The organism is Streptomyces sp. H27-D2 (assembly GCF_035828615.1).
Taxonomy (GTDB): Bacteria; Actinomycetota; Actinomycetes; order Streptomycetales; family Streptomycetaceae; genus Streptomyces.
Genome location: NZ_JAYMZR010000055.1, coordinates 13,398 through 31,536 on the forward strand (window position 1 = coordinate 13,398; position 18,139 = coordinate 31,536).

General features: G+C 71.0%; 14 protein-coding genes and 1 pseudogene. 7 read left to right on the top strand and 8 right to left on the bottom strand.

Annotation, left to right across the window (positions count from 1 at the left end):
* Nucleotide 1: 1 nt before the first annotated feature.
* The gene (sodN, locus tag QMK28_RS20840) at nucleotides 2–397 is read right to left on the bottom strand and encodes a superoxide dismutase, Ni (RefSeq protein WP_326440160.1); all 396 of its coding nucleotides are present in this window, start codon (nucleotides 395–397) and stop codon (nucleotides 2–4) included.
* A 142-nt stretch (nucleotides 398–539) separates the two neighbouring features.
* On the opposite strand from sodN, the gene sodX reads away from it, so the two are divergent.
* Nucleotides 540–1,031: a nickel-type superoxide dismutase maturation protease gene (gene sodX, locus QMK28_RS20845; protein WP_443050781.1), complete on the top strand. Its 492-nt coding sequence runs from the start codon at nucleotides 540–542 to the stop codon at nucleotides 1,029–1,031.
* On the opposite strand, the gene QMK28_RS20850 is transcribed toward sodX, so the two are convergent.
* Nucleotides 935–1,633, bottom strand: a complete 699-nt coding sequence (locus QMK28_RS20850; RefSeq protein ID WP_326440162.1) for a CGNR zinc finger domain-containing protein — start codon at nucleotides 1,631–1,633, stop codon at nucleotides 935–937. The genes sodX and QMK28_RS20850 overlap by 97 nt on opposite strands.
* Before the next feature lie 206 nt (nucleotides 1,634–1,839).
* Between QMK28_RS20850 and QMK28_RS20855 the strand changes: the two genes are divergently transcribed.
* Nucleotides 1,840–2,616: a class I SAM-dependent methyltransferase gene (locus QMK28_RS20855; protein ID WP_326440212.1), complete on the top strand. Its 777-nt coding sequence runs from the start codon at nucleotides 1,840–1,842 to the stop codon at nucleotides 2,614–2,616.
* Nucleotides 2,617–2,823: 207 nt separating this feature from the next.
* Here the strand turns inward: QMK28_RS20855 and QMK28_RS20860 are convergent, their stop codons facing one another.
* Nucleotides 2,824–4,026: an NAD(P)-dependent malic enzyme gene (locus QMK28_RS20860; RefSeq protein ID WP_326440164.1), complete on the bottom strand. Its 1,203-nt coding sequence runs from the start codon at nucleotides 4,024–4,026 to the stop codon at nucleotides 2,824–2,826.
* 512 nt (nucleotides 4,027–4,538) lie between these two features.
* Between QMK28_RS20860 and QMK28_RS20865 the strand changes: the two genes are divergently transcribed.
* From QMK28_RS20865 to QMK28_RS20885, 5 genes are all read left to right on the top strand, one after another.
* A complete protein-coding gene (locus tag QMK28_RS20865) occupies nucleotides 4,539–5,492 on the top strand; it encodes an ABC transporter substrate-binding protein (RefSeq protein WP_326440166.1) in 954 nt (317 codons plus the stop codon).
* A gap of 36 nt (nucleotides 5,493–5,528) precedes the next feature.
* Entirely contained in the window at nucleotides 5,529–6,509 is a 981-nt protein-coding gene (locus QMK28_RS20870; RefSeq protein WP_326440168.1) for an amino acid ABC transporter permease, read from the top strand.
* Nucleotides 6,506–7,270 carry an amino acid ABC transporter ATP-binding protein gene (locus tag QMK28_RS20875; RefSeq protein ID WP_326440170.1) on the top strand — a complete coding sequence of 255 codons (765 nt, stop codon included), beginning with the start codon at nucleotides 6,506–6,508 and terminating at the stop codon, nucleotides 7,268–7,270. The genes QMK28_RS20870 and QMK28_RS20875 overlap by 4 nt, the downstream gene beginning before the upstream one ends.
* A gap of 260 nt (nucleotides 7,271–7,530) precedes the next feature.
* On the top strand, nucleotides 7,531–8,493 hold the full coding sequence (locus QMK28_RS20880) for a zinc-binding dehydrogenase (RefSeq protein ID WP_326440172.1): 963 nt from the start codon (nucleotides 7,531–7,533) through the stop codon (nucleotides 8,491–8,493).
* Between the two features lie 174 nt (nucleotides 8,494–8,667).
* Nucleotides 8,668–10,095, top strand: coding sequence for a cellulase family glycosylhydrolase (locus QMK28_RS20885; protein ID WP_326440174.1), 1,428 nt, complete (start codon nucleotides 8,668–8,670; stop codon nucleotides 10,093–10,095).
* A 220-nt stretch (nucleotides 10,096–10,315) separates the two neighbouring features.
* On the opposite strand, the gene QMK28_RS20890 is transcribed toward QMK28_RS20885, so the two are convergent.
* The 5 genes and pseudogenes from QMK28_RS20890 to QMK28_RS20910 form a co-directional block, all read right to left on the bottom strand.
* The gene (locus tag QMK28_RS20890) at nucleotides 10,316–11,191 is read right to left on the bottom strand and encodes an SCO6745 family protein (RefSeq protein WP_326440175.1); all 876 of its coding nucleotides are present in this window, start codon (nucleotides 11,189–11,191) and stop codon (nucleotides 10,316–10,318) included.
* A 183-nt stretch (nucleotides 11,192–11,374) separates the two neighbouring features.
* Nucleotides 11,375–12,592: a PadR family transcriptional regulator gene (locus QMK28_RS20895; RefSeq protein WP_326440177.1), complete on the bottom strand. Its 1,218-nt coding sequence runs from the start codon at nucleotides 12,590–12,592 to the stop codon at nucleotides 11,375–11,377.
* 1 nt (nucleotide 12,593) lies between these two features.
* A pseudogene (locus QMK28_RS20900) lies at nucleotides 12,594–13,651 on the bottom strand (DUF4097 family beta strand repeat-containing protein).
* 236 nt (nucleotides 13,652–13,887) lie between these two features.
* Nucleotides 13,888–14,070 carry a DUF6104 family protein gene (locus QMK28_RS20905; protein WP_326440179.1) on the bottom strand — a complete coding sequence of 61 codons (183 nt, stop codon included), beginning with the start codon at nucleotides 14,068–14,070 and terminating at the stop codon, nucleotides 13,888–13,890.
* Nucleotides 14,071–14,227: 157 nt separating this feature from the next.
* Nucleotides 14,228–18,124, bottom strand: coding sequence for a multifunctional oxoglutarate decarboxylase/oxoglutarate dehydrogenase thiamine pyrophosphate-binding subunit/dihydrolipoyllysine-residue succinyltransferase subunit (locus QMK28_RS20910; protein WP_326440181.1), 3,897 nt, complete (start codon nucleotides 18,122–18,124; stop codon nucleotides 14,228–14,230).
* Nucleotides 18,125–18,139: the final 15 nt, after the last annotated feature.

Sequence of the window (18,139 nt, forward strand, 5' to 3'; positions counted from 1 at the left end):
ATCAGGCCTTCTTCGTCTCCCAGAAGATCTTGTCGATCTCGGCAACCAGATCCAGAAGCTTCTGGCCGGTGGCCGGGTCGGTTGAGCCCTTGGCCGCGCTGGCGGCCTTGAGGGCGTCGTTGACCAGCTGGTGGAGCTGCGGGTACTTCTCGAAGTGCGGCGGCTTGAAGTAGTCGCTCCAGAGCACCGAGATGTGGTGCTTCGCGAGCTCCGCGCGCTGCTCCTTGATGACCACGACGCGGGCCCGGAAGTGCGGGTCCTCGTTGGCCTGGTACTTCTCCTGGACTGCCTTGACCGACTCGGCCTCGATACGGGCCTGGGCGGGGTCGTACACGCCGCAGGGAAGGTCGCAGTGGGCGCTGACCTTCACCTTGGTGGCGAACAGGCGGGAAAGCATAGTGCTGTCCTTCCTCGTGATCGTCTTCTCAGGTGGGACATTACTCCGTGAGAAGACGTTTTTCGCGAGTGCCCCCATGGGCTTAGGACAAAAGTCCAGTGTGGAACCAGGGCTGGTGGAGGAACGGACCGGGAGGTGCCGGATGCCGGAGTGGGACCGCGAGCGCGGGCATGGACAGGGGTTGGAGCAGGAGTTGGAGCAAGGGCCGCGACGAGGGCCGGGGCAAGGGGCCGCGGTCGGGCCGCCGTTCGGGATGGCCGAGGTGCACGGGCCGTCGATGGCGCCCACGCTGCTGCACGGCGACCAGCTGGTGGTCCACTACGGGGCGCCGGTCCGCGCGGGGGACGTGGCCGTGCTGCGCCACCCGTTGCAGCAGGATCTGCTGATCGTCAAGCGGCTGGTGGAACGGCGCGAGGGCGGCTGGTGGGTGCTCGGCGACAATCCGTACGCCGAGGGCGACAGCCGGGTGTTCGGGGCGGTGCCGGAGGAGTTGGTGCTGGGGAGGGTGCGGGCCAGGTTCCGGCCGCCGGCGGACGTTCAGCGTTCGGTGCCCGCGCTGCTTTCCTGGGCCGTCTCGTCGGTGCGGCTGGTGCGGGTGGACCGCTCGGTCTCCAGGCGCTTGCGGGCCCGGTAGGCGGCGACGTTGGCGCGGGTCGCGCAGCGGTCCGAGCAGTAGCGGCGGGAGCGGTTCGTCGAGGTGTCGAGGTAGGCGTTGCGGCACGGCGCCGCCTGGCAGATGCCGAGCCGGTCGACGCCCAGTTCGGTGAGGTGGAAGGCGAGCCCCATGCAGGCCGTCGCCGCGTAGCCCGCGGTGGCGTTCGCCGGGTGGTCCGCGATGTGCATGTGCCAGTCGGGGCGGGCCCCGGCGTCCCCGGCCCGCCCGCGGGGCCCGGCGTCCGGGCCCCGCCCGCCCTTGTCGGCCTTGTCGCCCTTGGCCGCGAGGTCGGTGTGGCCCGAGATCTGCGGGCTGACCGGGAACTCCATCAGCAGCGCGTTCAGCAGATCGACGGCCAGCGCCTCGTCGCCCCGGTCGGCCGCCTCGAAGATCGTGCGCAGCCGGCTGCGCACGCCCCGCAGCCGGGTCACGTCGGCGTCCGTCGCGCGGCGGGCCGCCTGCTGGCTGGTGCCGAAGAGGCCGCGTACGGCGTCGACCGAGGTGAGGGTGTCCTCGCCGCGAGCGGGTTGCTCGGTGTTGACCAGTCGCACGGCGTAGTCCGAGTAATAGGCCAGTTCCACTTGTAGTCCTTACGGAGGCGCTTTAGGGTTGGTAATGGCCGACAGCTATTCGAGGGTATTACGGGTCGGGGCGGGCGTCGTGGCCATGGACGCGGATACGGGCGTGGATGTGGACGTAGATGTAGATGTGGACATGGGCGCGGAGTGCGAGCGCGGGATCAAGAGCGGGAACGGGAGCAGACGTGGCACGGGGTGCGAAGGACGCGATGGACGTGGACAGCGTTGACGGGACGGCCGCCGGCGTGGACTGGCGCGGCTGGCAGGACAGCTGGGACCGGCAACAGGAGTGGTACCTCCCTGACCGCGAGGAGCGCTTCCGGGTCATGCTCGACATGGTCGAGGCGCTCGTCGGCCCCGAACCCGAGGTGTTGGATCTGGCCTGCGGTACGGGAAGTATCACGGACCGGCTGCTCCGGCGGTTCCCGAACGCACGGAGCACCGGCGTCGATCTCGATCCCGCGCTGCTCACCATCGCCCGCGGCCACTTCGCCGACGACCCGCGCGTCACCTTCGTCACCGCCGACCTCCAGGACCCCGGCTGGACGGGAGAACTCCCGCACCGCGCGTATGACGCCGTGCTCACCGCCACCGCACTCCACTGGCTGCCCACGGACGTGCTGCGCACGCTCTACGGGCAGCTCCCGGGCGTACTGCGGGACGGCGGCGTCTTCATGAACGCCGACCACATGCCGGACGACGGCACGCCCCGCATCAGCGCCGCCGAGCGGGCCTTCCGGCACGCCCGGCAGGGCCGCACCAAGGCCGCGGGGGTGCAGGACTGGGAGAGCTGGTGGCAGACCGCGGGCGCCGACCCCGTGCTGGCCGGCCCGGTCGCCCGCCGCTTCGAGATCTTCGGCTCGCACGCCGACGGCGAACCACACCCCGCCGAGTGGCACACGGACGTGCTGCGCGCGGGCGGCTTCGGCGAGGCGCGGGCGATCTGGCGGTCGGTGCCGGACGCGCTGGTGCTGGGGTTGAAGTAGCGGGCTGATCGCCGGGTGAGCCAGTCGCCGGGCGAAGCAGTCGCTGGGTGAGCCAGTCGCCGCGTGAAGCAGTCGCTGAGCGGAGCAGCCTGGCGAGCGCGTGGCCGGGCGGCGAAACGCCCGGCCGACAGCGGCCCCGCCCCCAGACGCCGCGAAGGCGGTACCGGCCCCCTCGGCCCGTACCGCCTTCGCGTACGTCCACAGCGGTCAGCGTCGGGCGACGCCCTCCGCGCGGGCGGCCGCGGCCACCGCCTGGGTGACCGCGGGGGCGACCCGCTCGTCGAACGGCGACGGGATCACGCACTCCGCGCTCAGCTCGTCCGCGACCACCGCGGCCAGCGCCTCGGCCGCCGCGAGCTTCATGCCCTCGGTGATCCGGGAGGCCCGCACCTGGAGCGCGCCCGCGAAGATGCCGGGGAACGCGAGCACGTTGTTGATCTGGTTCGGATAGTCGCTGCGCCCGGTCGCGACCACGGCCGCGTACTTGCGCGCGACCTCCGGGTGGATCTCCGGCGTCGGGTTGGCCATCGCGAAGATCAGCGCGTCCTTGGCCATCGTCGCCACCGCGGACTCGGCGACCGTGCCGCCGGAGACGCCGATGAAGACGTCCGCGCCGTCCAGCGCCGATTCCAGCGAACCGGCGAGCCCGGCCTTGTTGGTGAAGCCCGCCAGGTAGCGCTTGACCTCGGTCAGGTCCTGGCGGTCCGGGTGCACGATGCCCTTGCGGTCGCAGACCGCGACGTCCCCGATGCCCGCCTCGACCAGGATCTTGGCGATCGCGACCCCGGCCGCTCCCGCGCCGGAGATCACCGCGCGCAGCTGGCCCAGCGAGCGGCCGGTGAACTGCGCCGCGTTGCGCAGCGCGGCGAGGGTGACGACCGCCGTGCCGTGCTGGTCGTCGTGGAAGACCGGGATGTCGAGCCGCTCCTGGAGCCTGCGCTCGATCTCGAAACAGCGGGGGGCGGAGATGTCCTCCAGGTTGACGCCGCCGAAGGACGGGGCGAGCCGCACCACGGTCTCGATGATCTCGTCGACGTCGGTGGTGGCGAGCGCGAGCGGGATCGCGTCCACCCCGCCGAACTGCTTGAACAGGATGGCCTTGCCCTCCATCACCGGGAGGGACGCCTCCGGCCCGATGTCACCCAGGCCCAGCACCGCGGTGCCGTCCGTGACGACCGCGACGACCTGGGACTTCCAGGTGTAGTCGTGGACGAGATCGGGCTGCTCGGCGATCGCGCTGCACACCTTCGCGACGCCCGGCGTGTACGCGAGGGACAGGTCGTCGCTGTCGCGGATCGGCACGGTCGCCCGAATGGCCATTTTGCCGCCGCGATGGAGCGCGAAGGCCGGATCGAAGAACTCTTCGTCCGTAGCACTGTCGCTGCGAGGATTGATGATCTCCGCTGCCACTTGTATAACCCCTTAGTCATGAATCAGTTGAGGGTGACCACTCCTGGTTGAGGGGTGGGCGGGCACCGCGTCCGTGCCCCGCCGCGTCGGTTGGCCCGTCGCTGCGGAGGGAGGTACGGACGCCGGGCGCGCCGCACACGCGCCCTGAGCCCCGGATGAGGGGTGTTAGCAGACCTTTGTACCGGAAGACGCTCGCAGCCGACGAGTGAGTTGTGTTGCATCGTTGTGCCGTATGGGCTCGATGCTGCCGAAAGCGGCTCAAGAACTACTCGATGTCCACAGAGTGAGACAAGATATGCGCGACATCGGTCGTGGGCCGAGCGCGGGACCGGTGGCTGGCGTGTCCGGACATGACCGCTGTGTGACGGGGATCGCCGTTATCCGATTTTGACCTGGCTGACTACCTGATCGCAGCCGTCCAGATGGCAAGATGCGCTCATCACACAAGGTCCCGACACTCGAAGACGCGTGCCCTGACCTCGGCCACTGCCTCATCCGCAGGAGGAACCAGCATGACCGCAAGCACCACCCGTCGCGCGACCGCAGCCAGGACGAGGATGGCCGCTGTCGGCGCGATCGCGGTCGCCGGCGCCCTGCTGCTGACCGCGTGCGGCGACCAGACCGAAGAAGCGGACAAGAGCAAGACCGAGAGCGGCAGCGACTCGCTGCACAGCAAGCTGCCGACGGGCATCCAGAAGTCCGGCGTCCTCAAGATCGGTACGGACGCCCAGTACGCCCCGATGGAGTACGAGGAGGGCGGCAAGATCGTCGGCATCGACCCCGACATCGCCGCCGCGCTCGCCAAGGAGCTCGGCGTCAAGGTGCAGTTCACCAACAGCACCTTCGACGGCCTCGTCACCACGCTGAACTCGGGCCGCCAGAACGCCGTCATGTCCGCGATGAGCGACACCAAGGCCCGGCAGGAAGGCCTCGACGACAAGGGCAAGAAGGCCGGCAAGGGCGTCGACTTCGTCGACTACTTCACCTCCGGCGTCTCGCTCCTGGTCAAGAAGGGCAACCCCGAGGGCATCAAGGGACTGGATGACCTCTGCGGCAAGAAGGTCGCCGTCCAGCGCGGCACCATCTACGAGACCACCTTCAAAGACCAGGCCAAGAAGTGCGACAAGGCCGGTGACAAGAAGCTCGCGATCGAGGCCTTCGACACCGACGCCGAGGCGCAGACCCGGGTGAAGGCCGGCGGCGCGGTCGCCGACCTGAACGACTACCCGGTCTCCGCGTACATCGCGAAGAAGGCCGGCGGCGGCAAGGACTTCGAGGTGGCGGGCGGCCAGACCGACGCAGGCCCGTTCGGTATCGCGGTCTCCAAGGACGAGCCCCAGCTGCGCGAGGCCCTCAAGCTGGCGCTGGACAAGATCATCAAGAGCGGCGAGTACACCAAGGTCCTGGAGAAGTGGCAGGTCACGAAGAGCGCGGTCGACAAGGCGAGCATCAATGCCGGCTCCTGATCCACGTGTCCTGGGTTCCACTGAAGGGCAGTCACAGTGACTGACAAGTTCGACAAGGTGCCCGCCGAGGCCTCGCCCGGCGGCGAGCCGGTCTCCAAAGAGTCCGCCACCGCGGTCGCCCCCGAGGCCATCCGCGCCATTCCCGTCCGGCACTACGGCCGCTGGCTCAGCGGCGTGATCGTGCTGGCTCTGCTGGTGACGCTGGTGTACTCGTTCTCCCAGGGCAATGTGCGCTGGGGTACGGTCGGAGATTTCGTCTTCGACCACAGGGTCATCACCGGCGCCGGCAGGACGCTGCTGATCAGCGCGCTCTCCATGATCATCGGCCTGGTGCTGGGCGTCCTGTTCGCGGTGATGCGGATGTCGAAGAACCCGGTGACCAACTCGGTCGCCTGGCTCTACATCTGGCTTTTCCGCGGCACCCCGGTGTACGTACAGCTGGCGCTCTGGTTCAACCTGGCGCTGATCTTCCACTACCTCGACATCCCGTTCATCTACAAGGACGAGATGACGGACGTCATGACGCCCTTCATGTGCGCGCTGCTGGGCCTCGGCCTGAACGAGGGCGCGTACATGGCGGAGATCGTGCGGGCCGGCATCCAGTCGGTGGACGAGGGGCAGAACGAGGCGTCCCACGCGCTGGGCATGACCACGACCCAGACCATGCGCCGGGTCGTGCTGCCGCAGGCGATGCGGGTGATCATCCCGCCGACCGGCAACGAGTTCATCAACATGCTGAAGACCTCGTCACTGGTCACGGTCGTGACCTACCCGGAACTGCTCAGGTCGACCTCGGCGATCGGCGCCACCTCCTTCGCGGTGATGGAGCTGCTCTTCGTCGCCTCGATCTGGTACATCATCCTGACCAGCGTGTTCAGCGTCGGCCAGTACTACCTGGAGCGGCATTACGCGCGCGGCGCGCTGCGCAGTCTGCCGCCGACCCCGTGGCAGCGGGTCAGGACCAATCTGGCCGGCTTCAACAGGAGCTCGCCCGCCTCCGGAGGTGCTTCCGTATGACGACCCCCATGGTGAAGGCCGAGGCCGTCCACAAGTCCTTCGGCCCCGCGCACGTCCTCAAGGGTATCGACCTTGAGGTCGCGCCGCGCGAGGTGTCCTGTCTGATCGGCCCGTCCGGCTCCGGCAAGTCCACCTTCCTGCGGTGCATCAACCACCTGGAGAAGGTGAACGCCGGCCGCCTCTCGGTCGACGGCAAGCTGGTCGGCTACCGGCAGAAGGGCGACAAGCTCTACGAGCTCAAGGACAGCGAAGTCGCCCTCCAGCGCCGCGACATCGGCATGGTCTTCCAGCGCTTCAACCTCTTCCCGCACATGACGGCCGTCCAGAACATCATGGAGGCGCCGATCCAGGTCAAGCGCGAGTCGAGGGCGGACGCGCACCACCGGGCGATGGAACTCCTCGACCGGGTCGGCCTGAGCGAGAAGTCGGGCAGCTACCCCTCGCAGCTCTCCGGCGGCCAGCAGCAGCGCGTCGCCATCGCGCGGGCGCTCGCCATGCAGCCGAAGCTGATGCTCTTCGACGAGCCGACCTCGGCGCTCGACCCCGAGCTGGTCGGCGAGGTCCTCGACGTCATGCGCGGTCTCGCCGAGGACGGCATGACGATGATCGTCGTCACCCATGAGATGGGCTTCGCCCGCGAGGTCGGCGACGCGCTGGTCTTCATGGACGACGGCATGGTCGTGGAGTCAGGCAACCCGCGCGAGGTGCTGAGCGACCCGCAGCACGAGCGGACGAAGTCCTTCCTGTCGAAGGTGCTGTAGCGAGAGCGTGCTGGACGCGCCGGTGGCGTGAACGCGAGGGCGGTACGGGCCGGTCGGCCCGTACCGCCCTCGCGCGTGCGGCCCGCCCGGGGCCGTGCCCGCCGGAGAGGCCGTCGGCGCGGCGCTCCCGTGGCGCTCCCGCGGCGGGTCCGGGCGCAGGCCCGGGCGCTGGGCCCGCCGGGGGAGCCGGGCGGGCTGCGGGGAGTGTCACACCCCCGCGTGCTTCCACCGCGCCTCGCCCGCGTCCTATCGTCAGGTCCATGTTCGCTGCCTACGCTGCCCGTATTGACCGTGACCAGCCGCTGAACGGACTCGAACTGGGGGAGCGGCCGGCCCCGGACGCGCGGCCCGGCTGGACGACCGTCGACGTCAGGGCGGCCTCCCTCAACCACCACGACCTGTGGTCGCTGCGCGGGGTCGGGCTCGGCGAGAAGTCGCTGCCGATGATCCTGGGCTGCGACGCGGCCGGGACCGACGAGGACGGCAACGAGGTCGTCCTGCACTCCGTCATCGGCCAGAGCGGCCACGGCGTGGGCCCCGACGAGCCGCGCTCCATCCTCACCGAGCGCTACCAGGGCACCTTCGCGGAGCGGGTGAGCGTCCCGTCCTGGAACGTGCTGCCCAAGCCCGCCGAGCTGACCTTCGAGGAGGCTGCCTGCCTGCCGACAGCCTGGCTGACCGCGTACCGGATGCTCTTCAGCAACGCGGGCGTACGGCCCGGCGACAGCGTCCTGGTGCAGGGCGCGGGCGGCGGCGTCGCCACGGCCGCGATCGTGCTGGGCGCGGCGGCGGGCCTGCGGATGTTCGCGCCGAGCCGCGGCGAGGCCAAGCGGCGGCGGGCCGTGGAGCTGGGCGCGGAGGCGGCCTTCGAGAGCGGCGAGCGGCTGCCGCACCGCGTCGACGCGGTCATCGAGACGGTCGGCGCGGCCACCTGGTCGCATTCGGTCAAGTCCCTCAAGCCGGGCGGCACCCTGGTCATCTCCGGCGCGACGAGCGGCCCGAACCCGGCCGCCGCCGAGCTCAACCGGATCTTCTTCCTGGAGCTGAGGATCGTCGGCTCGACGATGGGCAGCAAGGAGGAGCTGACGTCCCTGCTGAGCTTCTGCGCCGCCACCGGCGTACGGCCCGTCATCGACACCGTGCTGCCGTTGGACCGGGCCCGCGAGGGCTTCGAGAAGATGGCGGGCGGGGAGCTGATCGGGAAGGTCGTGCTCACGGTCTGAGGCGCGGGACGGGGGAGCGGGTCTGAGGAGTGGGACGGGGGGCCGGGCGCGGGCGGCTCCCGTACGTCCCCTACGTCCCGTTGTCCCGCACGTCCTCTTGCCGGTCGCGGCCGGCCCTGTTTGGATGTCCGGCATATGACGGCCCATCAGGGGCGGTCGGGGCCAGGGGGATTCATGCGCAAGCCGGTACTGGTCGCGGTCCTGGCGGCGCTCGCCCTGCTGGTGCCCGAGGCGGCGGGCGCGCGACCGGCCGATCCGCCCGGGCCCGCGCGCTCCCCGGCCCGCGCCGCCGGCATCCCGCCGCTGACCGACGAGCACGGCCGCACGCTGACCCTGCGCGGCTGGAACGTCGAGGACAAGGCGCACCGGGGCGCCGACGCGTTGAGCGCCGTCACCGAGCGGCACTTCCGGGACATGGCGGCGGCGGGCTTCAACACCGCCCGGCTGCTGGTCTTCTGGGACGACCTGGAGCCGGAGCGCGGGCAGTACAGCGAGCGCTACCTGCGCAAGATCGAGCGGATTCTCGGCTGGGCGCAGCGGCACCGCGTCCGGGTCGTCATCGACGCGCACCAGGACGTCTACGGGCCCGCGTTCGGGACGCACCGGGGCATCCCGGAGTGGGCGACCCGCACCGACGGCCTGCCCTACACGCCCAACCCGGACGACTGGTTCTCGGAGTACTTCCAGCCCGCCGTGCAGGCCGCCTTCGAGCACCTCTACGAGGACGCGGACCTCCAGCGGGCGCAGGCCCGGATGTGGCAGGTGCTGGCCCGGCGGCTCGCCCGGCAGCCCGCCGTGCTCGGCTACGACCTGATCAACGAGCCGATGGGCCGCATCCGCGACGGCGAGGAACTGCCCACAGCCGCACGCCGGATCGAGCGCGAGCAGCTCACCCCGATGTACAACCGGATCGCGGACGCGGTGCGCGAGGTCGACCGGCGCAGCTGGCTGTTCGTCGAGCCGACCCCGATCGTGGGCGAGGGCGTGCCGACCGGGCTGGGCAGGATCGATGACCCCAAGGTCGTCTACGCGCCGCACTTCTACAACGCCGCGATGGAGGCGGGCCGGGACTACGACCCCTCGGCCGGCTGGATCGAGGCGTACGAGGCCGCCGTCACCCGCTACCCGCGCGAGCGGGGCGTCCCGGTGGTGGTGGGGGAGTGGGGGCCGCTCAACAACGAACTGCCGCTGATGGGGCGCTTCTACGAGGACGCCCTCGCCTCCATGGACCGCTACAGCTCCGGCTGGGCGGGCTACGTGTGGTGCTACGGCGGCGGCTACTGCGCCGTCGACCGCGACGGGCGCTTCCGGCGCAACAAGGAGCGCACCGCCCGCCCGTACGCCCCCGCCGTCTCCGGCGCCGTCCGCTCCGACGCGTACGACCCGGCGGCCGGCCGGTACCGCCTCGCCTACGCGCCCCGCCGGCTCGGCACCACCGAACTGTCCCTGCCGCCCACCGCCACCGGCTGGCGGATACGGGTGGCCGGCCCGGCCGCGACCAGGACCCGGGTCGTACGCCCCGGCGAGCGCGGAACGGTCCTGATCCGCGCTCGGCCCACCGCGCACAGCCCGGTCACGGTGACGGTCACGCCGCGCGGCTAGCCGCGGGCACGTTCGCGTCGTCGGCGGCCCGCTGCTGCTGCGGAGCGGTCACGAGCCACTGGCTGACCAGCGTGGTTCCATGTCGGGCCGCCGGAGCCGGGACAAGGACAGGGCCCCGAGCGGACTGCGGGCCTTGCCCTGGGGCGGACCCTGGCCGGGCCTCGGGCCCGGACCGCGGCCGGGCTTCGGACCGGACCCGGAGCTGAACATCGGAGCCGGGCTACGTGACGTGGATCGTGCCGATGCCCAACGTGCTCCGGGCGGGCAGGATGCTGGACGTGAACACCGCGCCCAGCAGCGGGTTCACCAGCTGCGCGAGCCGCTCCGCGCGGGCCCGGCCCAGGGCCCGCCAGGGGCCCGCGGCCAGTTCGTCGGTGAGCCGCTCGACCGGGTTGCGGCCCTTTTTGGCCTGTTCCGTCGCCCGGCCCTCGGCGTCGAGCCAGCCGCGGGCGTACAGCCGGCTGCGGGCCGCGCTCCACTCCTGTTCGGTCCAGCCCCGGCCGGCGAACGCGGCCTCCGGCGCGGCGCCGACCGCGGCGAACGAGACCAGCGACTCGCACGGGTCGAGGCCGTTGGTGAGCAGCGCCGCGAGGTGTCCGTCGCCGCGGTGTTCGCGCAGCACGGTGATGGCCTGCCAGAGCACCAGGTGCGGTTCGTCCGGCCAGGGCAGGTCGCGGTTGGCCGCGGCGAGCGGGCGGGCGGCGGCCGTCGCGTTCTCGGCGGCCTGCCGGGCCAGCGCGGCGGCCTCGGCCAGCTCCGGCACGGGGACGCGGTCGCCGATCAGGCCGCGTAACACCCGGTCCATCGCGCGCAGCCGGGCGGCGAGCACCTGCTCGGGCGTGGCCGTCGACCAGATGGCCGGGACGTACCGGGCGATCATCCGCGGGCTGAAGCTGTAGAACGTGCCGGCCACCAACTCGGGCCCGGCCGCGCCCAGCGGGGCCGTGCGCCAGGCGAAGTAGCGGGGCCAGCGGGACTCGACGTCATAGCCGAGGGCCGCGGCTTCCTCGGCTGCCTGCGGGGCGAAATAGAGCGTGGCGTGGATGGGCTCCAGCCGGTGCCACATCCGGCGGGCCAGACCGGGGTATTCCGACATCGCGCACCTCGTTGATCAAGATCCCTGTGTGCTGCGGGAGTTGACTCTAAACGCCCGCCGCGGATCTGGCTGCCCCCTCGCCGGGGTTCGACCGGCGAGGAGCAGGGGAGGCCGGCCGGCGCGCTGCCGGAGCGGGCCGTCGCCCGTCGGGTGTTCCCGGGCGGCGGCCCCTCGTACGGCCGGTCAGGCGCTCGGAGCGCGCAGCGCGGCCCCGATGCGGGCGGCCGCTGTGGAGAGGTGCCGGCGGGCGTCCTTGAGCTGGCCGGCGCTCACGCCGTGGTCGCGCGCGGCGTCCCGGATGTCGTCGCGGAAGCGGTCGAGCAGCCGGTCCAGGTCGCGGGACGGGTCGTCGGTGACGGCGGTGTCCCGCGCCCACTCGGGCTCGGGTTCGGCTGGGTCCTGACCGGCCGAAGGCCCGCCCGTGGGCCCGCCCGTGGGCCCGCTCAGGGGCTCGCCCAGGGGCTCGCTCAAGGGTCCGGATCCGCTGGAGGCCGGCGCGTGCTCCTGCTGTTTGTCCAGGTCGACGCGTTCGACGCGTTCCCCGGTGACGTCGGCCGCGCCGGCATCCCGCCGGGCGTCGGCGGGCGCCTCGGCGCGGGTGTCGTCGCCGGGGGCGGCCGACCGCGCCTGCTGCGCGTCGCCGATCCGGCTCATGCCGCGCGACACCTCGGCCAGGCCCTCGCGCACCGCGCTCTGCCAGTCGCCGGTCCGCAGATGGTCCTGCGTCTGCTCCTGTACGCGCTTGGCGATCCGCTGGACCTCCTCGCGCGCGAAGTCCTGGGCGTCCTTGGCCTGCTTGCGGGCCCGCTGCGCGTCCTGCCGGGCGCGCCGGCTCTCCTCCTTGGCGCGGCGGGCCTGCTCCTTCCATTCGTCCTTCGCGCGCCGGAACTCCTCCCTGGCCTGCCGCCAGGACTCCTTGTCGCCGAACGCGCCGTCGAAGTACGCCGAGGCGTCGGGGAAGCCGGGGTCCGAGGACTCGGCGTCGCCGTCGCCGCCCTGGCCGGACGGCTTCGTACGGGTCCGCTGCGCGGCCTCGCGCATCTCGCGGCGCAGGTCATCGGCGGAGCCGCGGACGTCGTCGCGGATCTCGGCGGCGAGTACGGAGACCGACTCCCGGATCTCCAGTTCCAGATCGGCCAGCTCGCCCTGGCGGTCGGCGAGTTCGGCGCGGCCGGCGTCGGTGATGGAGTAGACCTTGCGGCCGCCCTCGGTGGCGTGCGTGACCAGGCCCTCGGCCTCCAGCTTGGAGAGCCGGGGGTAGACGGTGCCGGCGGAGGGCGCGTACAGGCCGTCGAAGCGCTCCTCCAGCAGCCGGATCACCTCGTAGCCGTGCCGCGGGGCCTCGTCGAGCAGCTTGAGCAGGTAGAGGCGCAGTCGGCCGTGGGCGAAGACGGGGGGCATCTCAGAGCACCTTCTTGTCGGCCTTGCCGGCCTGGTCGGCGGGGGCGTCCCCCGCGGTGGATCCGGCGGTGGATCCGGCGGTGGATCCGGCGGTGGATCCGGCGGTGGGTTCCGGGCCGGCCGGGGCGGGCCCGGGGGCGTCGGCGGGCGGGGCGGCCGGCTCGTCGTGCGCGGGCCGGCGCAGCAGGGCGACCGCCCCCGAGACGGTGGTGAGCTTGAGCCTGCCGCTGCCCGAGCCGAGCCGGCCGGTCACCCTCCCCCCGCTACCGCCGGGGGTGCCCCCAGCCCCCCACTGGCCGTCGACCCGCAGGTCCTCGAAGGCGTTGGAGAGGGTGCCGCTCGCGGTGCTGGCTTCCACCTCGGCGTCGGCCGGGTGCGGCAGCCGGATGGCGATCTCGCCGGAGACGCTGGTCAGGCTGATGTCGGGCCCCTTCGCGGCCCCTTCGCGGCCCCTTCGCGGCTCGGCGGCAGGAGGTCGACGATCATATTGCCGCTGACCGAGTCGGCCCGTACGGCCGATCCCGCGCCCTCGATGACCGTGAGGTCGCCGGAGACCGAGTTGAAGCGCAGGTCGCCGGTGAGGCCCTGCGCCTCGACGCGGCCCGAGACGGTGTCGGCGCGGACCCGGCCGGTCAGGCCGACGAGGGTGCTGTCACCGGAGACGCCGCGCACGTCGGTGCGGCCGTCGATGCCGGTGACGACGGCGGCCGCACCGACGACGCCGACCTCGACGCGGGTGTCCGCCGGGACGGTCACCGAGACGACGGCGCTACGGTGCCAGCCCTTGCGGTCGAGCCACTTGAGGAAGCCCTTCCAGGGGAGGTCGTCGTAGGCGACGGTCAGGACGCCGTCCCGGTGGGTGACTGTCAGCGGCGGGCCGTCGACGGAGGTGACCTCAAGCCGCGCGCCGGGGCGGCCCCCAGCGGTGGCCGGGGAGGGGTCGGTGCTGCCGACGACGTTGACGGTTCCGCCGACGAGCCGCACGTTGAGCGAGGTGACGGGCTCGTCGAAGGTGAGCTTCTGTGGTTCGGCGACCGACCACTCGGACTGGGCTGACACGTTGGCCTCCCCTGGGCGTAGGTGAACGACGCAACATGTCGCGTCTGTCGATAGACACGATATATCGCGTGGTGGGGAAGTCAACTGTGCGGGTCGCGACAGGTCGCGAGCCGGCGGGAGTTCGCGGATACCGGGCCGCCGGTGGACGGGTGTCCTCAATCGCCGGACAGGCTTGATTTTGAGCGCGTTGGGGGGCGCCTCCCGGCCGGAGGCTGAGGGAGGCCTGAACTTAGCCCCTACTCGTCGTCCTCGCTGTCGTCCAGGCGGGCCAGCCACGTCGCCAGGCGTTCCACCGGGATTTCGAAGTCCGGGTTGAGGTCGACGAACTCGCGCAGCCGCTCGGCGACCCAGCCGAGCGATACGTCCTCCTCGCCGCGCCGGGTCTCCAGCTCTTCGATGCCGCGGTCGGTGAAGTACATGGCGTGCTCCAGTAAGGGTCGCCCCGGCGGCCCAGGCCGCCGGGTGAAATCAGGATCGGGATCGGGATCGGCCGGGATCGGGCCGGGTACGGACGAGGGGCCCGGACCGTGGAGAACGGTCCGGGCCCCACAGCGTACGTACGCCGGTCAGATCCGGTCAGATGTCGAAGACCTCGTTGACGAGCGCTGCCTGCTCGGCCTGGTGACGCTTGGCCGAACCGACCGCCGGGGACGAGGACGCCGGGCGCGAGACACGGCGCAGCCGGTCCTCGCTCTCCACGTCCGCGCCGACCGCCAGGTCGAGGTGATCGATCAGGTTGAGCGCGATGAACGGCCACGCGCCCTGGTTGGCCGGCTCCTCCTGGACCCAGAGGTAGTGCTCGGCGTTGCTGTACTTCGAGATCTCGGCCTGGATCTCCGCGCCGGGCAGCGGGTACAGCCGCTCGATGCGGATGACCGCCGTGTCCGTCGCGCCGCGCTTCTCCTTCTCCGCCGCGAGGTCGTAGTAGACCTTGCCGGAGCAGAAGACGACCTTGCGGACCGCGGTGGCCTCCACGGTGTTCTCGTCGCCGATCACCGGGCGGAAGCCGCCGGTGGTGAACTCTTCCGCCTTTGACGCCGCCGCCTTCAGACGCAGCATCGACTTCGGGGTGAAGACGATGAGCGGCTTGTGGTGCGGGTTGTGGACCTGCCAGCGCAGCAGGTGGAAGTAGTTCGACGGCAGCGTCGGCATGGCGACCGTCATGTTGTTCTGCGCGCACACCTGGAGGAAGCGCTCAGGACGGGCCGAGGAGTGGTCCGGGCCCTGGCCCTCGTAGCCGTGCGGCAGCAGCAGTGTGACGCCGGACGTCTGGTTCCACTTCTGCTCGGCCGAGGTGATGAACTCGTCCACCACGGTCTGCGCGCCGTTGACGAAGTCACCGAACTGCGCTTCCCACAGCACCAGCGACTCCGGGCGGGCCAGCGAGTAGCCGTACTCGAAGCCCATCGCCGCGTACTCGCTGAGCAGCGAGTCGTAGACGTTGTAGCGCGCCTGGTCCTCGGAGAGGTACAGCAGCGGGGTGTAGTCGTCGCCGGTCTCCCGGTCGACGAGCACCGCGTGCCGCTGCCCGAAGGTGCCGCGGCGGGAGTCCTGGCCGGACAGCCGGACCGGGGTGCCCTCCATGAGCAGCGAGCCGATGGCGAGGGTCTCGCCCATGCCCCAGTCGATGGTGCCGTCCTCGACCTGCGCCGCCCGCCGCTGCAACTGCGGCAGCAGACGCGGGTGGACGGTGATCCGGTCGGGGATGTTGACCTGCGACTCGGCGATCCGCTTGACGACTTCCTGGCTGATCGCTGTGTTCAGCGCCACCGGGAACTCGACCTGCGGCTGCGGGAGATCGGCCGGAGCCGGGACGGAGGTGGTGGCCTCACGGACCTCCGTGAACACCTTCTCCAACTGGCCCTGGAAGTCCTGCAGCGCCTGCTCGGCCTCTTCCAGCGTGATGTCGCCGCGACCGATGAGGGACTCGGTGTAGAGCTTGCGCACCGAGCGCTTCTTGTCGATCAGGTCGTACATCAGCGGCTGGGTGAAGCCGGGGTTGTCGCTCTCGTTGTGACCGCGACGGCGGTAGCAGACGAGGTCGATCACGACGTCCTTGTTGAACGCCTGACGGAACTCGAAGGCCAGCCGCGCTACACGGACCACGGCCTCCGGGTCGTCGCCGTTCACATGGAAGATCGGCGCTTCGATCATCCGCGCCACATCGGTGCAGTACATCGAGGAGCGTGCCGACTCAGGCGCCGCGGTGAAGCCGACCTGGTTGTTGATGACGATGTGCACGGTGCCGCCGGTGCGGTAGCCGCGCAGCTGGGACATGTTGAGCGTCTCGGCCACCACGCCCTGCCCCGCGAAGGCCGCGTCGCCGTGCAACTGGACGGGCAGGACCGTGAAGTCCGTACCGCCCTTGCCGATGACGTCCTGCTTGGCGCGGGCGACGCCCTCGACGACCGGGTCGACCGCTTCCAGGTGGGACGGGTTGGCGGCGAGCGAGACGGTGATCTGCTCACCGTCCAGACCGGTGAAGGTGCCCTCGGCGCCCAGGTGGTACTTGACGTCGCCGGAGCCGTGCATCGACTTCGGGTCGAGGTTGCCCTCGAACTCCCGGAAGATCTGCGCGTACGACTTGCCGACGATGTTGGCGAGCACGTTCAGCCGGCCGCGGTGGGCCATGCCGATGACGACCTCGTCCAGACGCGACTCGGCGGCCGCGTCGAGGACCGCGTCCAGCATCGGGATGACGGACTCGCTGCCCTCCAGCGAGAAGCGCTTCTGGCCGACGTACTTCGTCTGCAGGAACGTCTCGAAGGCCTCGGCGGAGTTGAGCCGGCGCAGAATGCGCAGCTGCTCCTCGCGCTCCGGCTTGGAGTGCCCGCGCTCCACCCGGTCCTGGACCCACTTGCGCTGCTTCGGGTCCTGGATGTGCATGAACTCGACGCCCACCGTGCGGCAGTACGAGTCGCGGAGCACGCCCAGGATGTCGCGCAGCTTCATCATCGGCCGGCCGGCGAAACTGCCGACCGCGAACTCGCGCTCCAGGTCCCACAGGGTGAGGCCGTGCTCGATGACGTCGAGGTCGGGGTGCTTGCGCTGGCGGTACTCCAGCGGGTCGGTGTCGGCCATGACGTGGCCGCGGACCCGGTAGGAGTGGATCAGCTCGAAGACGCGGGCGGCCTTGGTGACGTCGTCGTCGTGCGTCGCGTCGATGTCCTTGAGCCAGCGGACCGGCTCGTAGGGGATGCGCAGCGCCTCGAAGATGTCGTCGTAGAAGCCGTTCTCGCCGAGCAGCAGCAGGTTCATCTGGCGCAGGAACTCGCCGGACGCCGCACCCTGGATGACCCGGTGGTCATAGGTGCTGGTCAGCGTCATGACCTTGGAGATGCCCAGCCGGTTCAGGGTGTCCTGGGAGGTGCCCTGGAACTCCGCCGGGTAGTCCATCGCGCCGACGCCCAGGATGAGGCCCTGACCGGGCATCAGGCGCGGCACGGAGTGCACGGTGCCGATGCCGCCGGGGTTGGTCAGCGAGGCGGTGACGCCGGTGAAGTCGTCCATCGTCAGCTTGTTCGCGCGAGCGCGGCGGACGATGTCCTCGTACGCCTGCCAGAACTCGAAGAAGTTGAGCGTCTCGGCCTTCTTGATCGCCGCGACGACGAGCTGGCGGTCGCCGTTCGGCTTGACCAGGTCGATCGCGAGGCCGAGGTTGATGTGCTCCGGCTTGACGAGGGTCGGCTTGCCGTCCTTCTCGGTGAACGAGTGGTTCATCGAGGGCATGGCCTTCAGCGCCTGCACCATGGCGTAGCCGATGAGGTGCGTGAAGGAGACCTTGCCACCGCGAGCGCGCTTGAGGTGGTTGTTGATGACGATGCGGTTGTCGAACAGCAACTTCACCGGAATCGCCCGCACGGAGGTTGCCGTGGGCAGCTCCAGCGAAGCGTTCATGTTCTTCACCACAGCGGCCGAAGGGCCGCGCAGCGTGACGTACTCCGGGCCGGACGCCTCGGGCGCCTTGGCGGCGGGTGCCGCCTTCGCGCCGGCCGGCTTGACCGGTGCGGCGGCAGCCGTCGCAGGCGCGGGACCCGTAACAGGCACAGCGGGCACAGCCGACGCAGCAGGTGCGGCGGCGGGCTTGGCCGGTGCGGCCTGCGGCGCGCTCGCGCCCTGGCCGTCCGCGGCGGTGACGCCGACCGAAGCCGGCTTCTGCGCCACGGGAGCCGCTACCGGGGCCTGTGGCCGGTCGGAGACGGAGATGTCGGGAGTGGCGGAGCCTGCTCCCGGCTTTGCGGCCGGGGCATCCGCCCCGGGCTGAGCCTGCGGCGGCGTGACCGTCGCAGTTCCCGGCTTGTAGTCGGCGAAGAAGTCCCACCAGGCTCGGTCGACCGAGTTCGGGTCCTGGAGGTACTGCTGGTAAATCTCGTCGACGAGCCACTCATTGGGACCGAAGGCGGTCGCAGGGTCTTTACCCTGCCCGTCCTTGTCGGTCGAGATGCTCGAGGTGTTGGGGGACTGTGGCGACACGGCGGCAACCGCCCT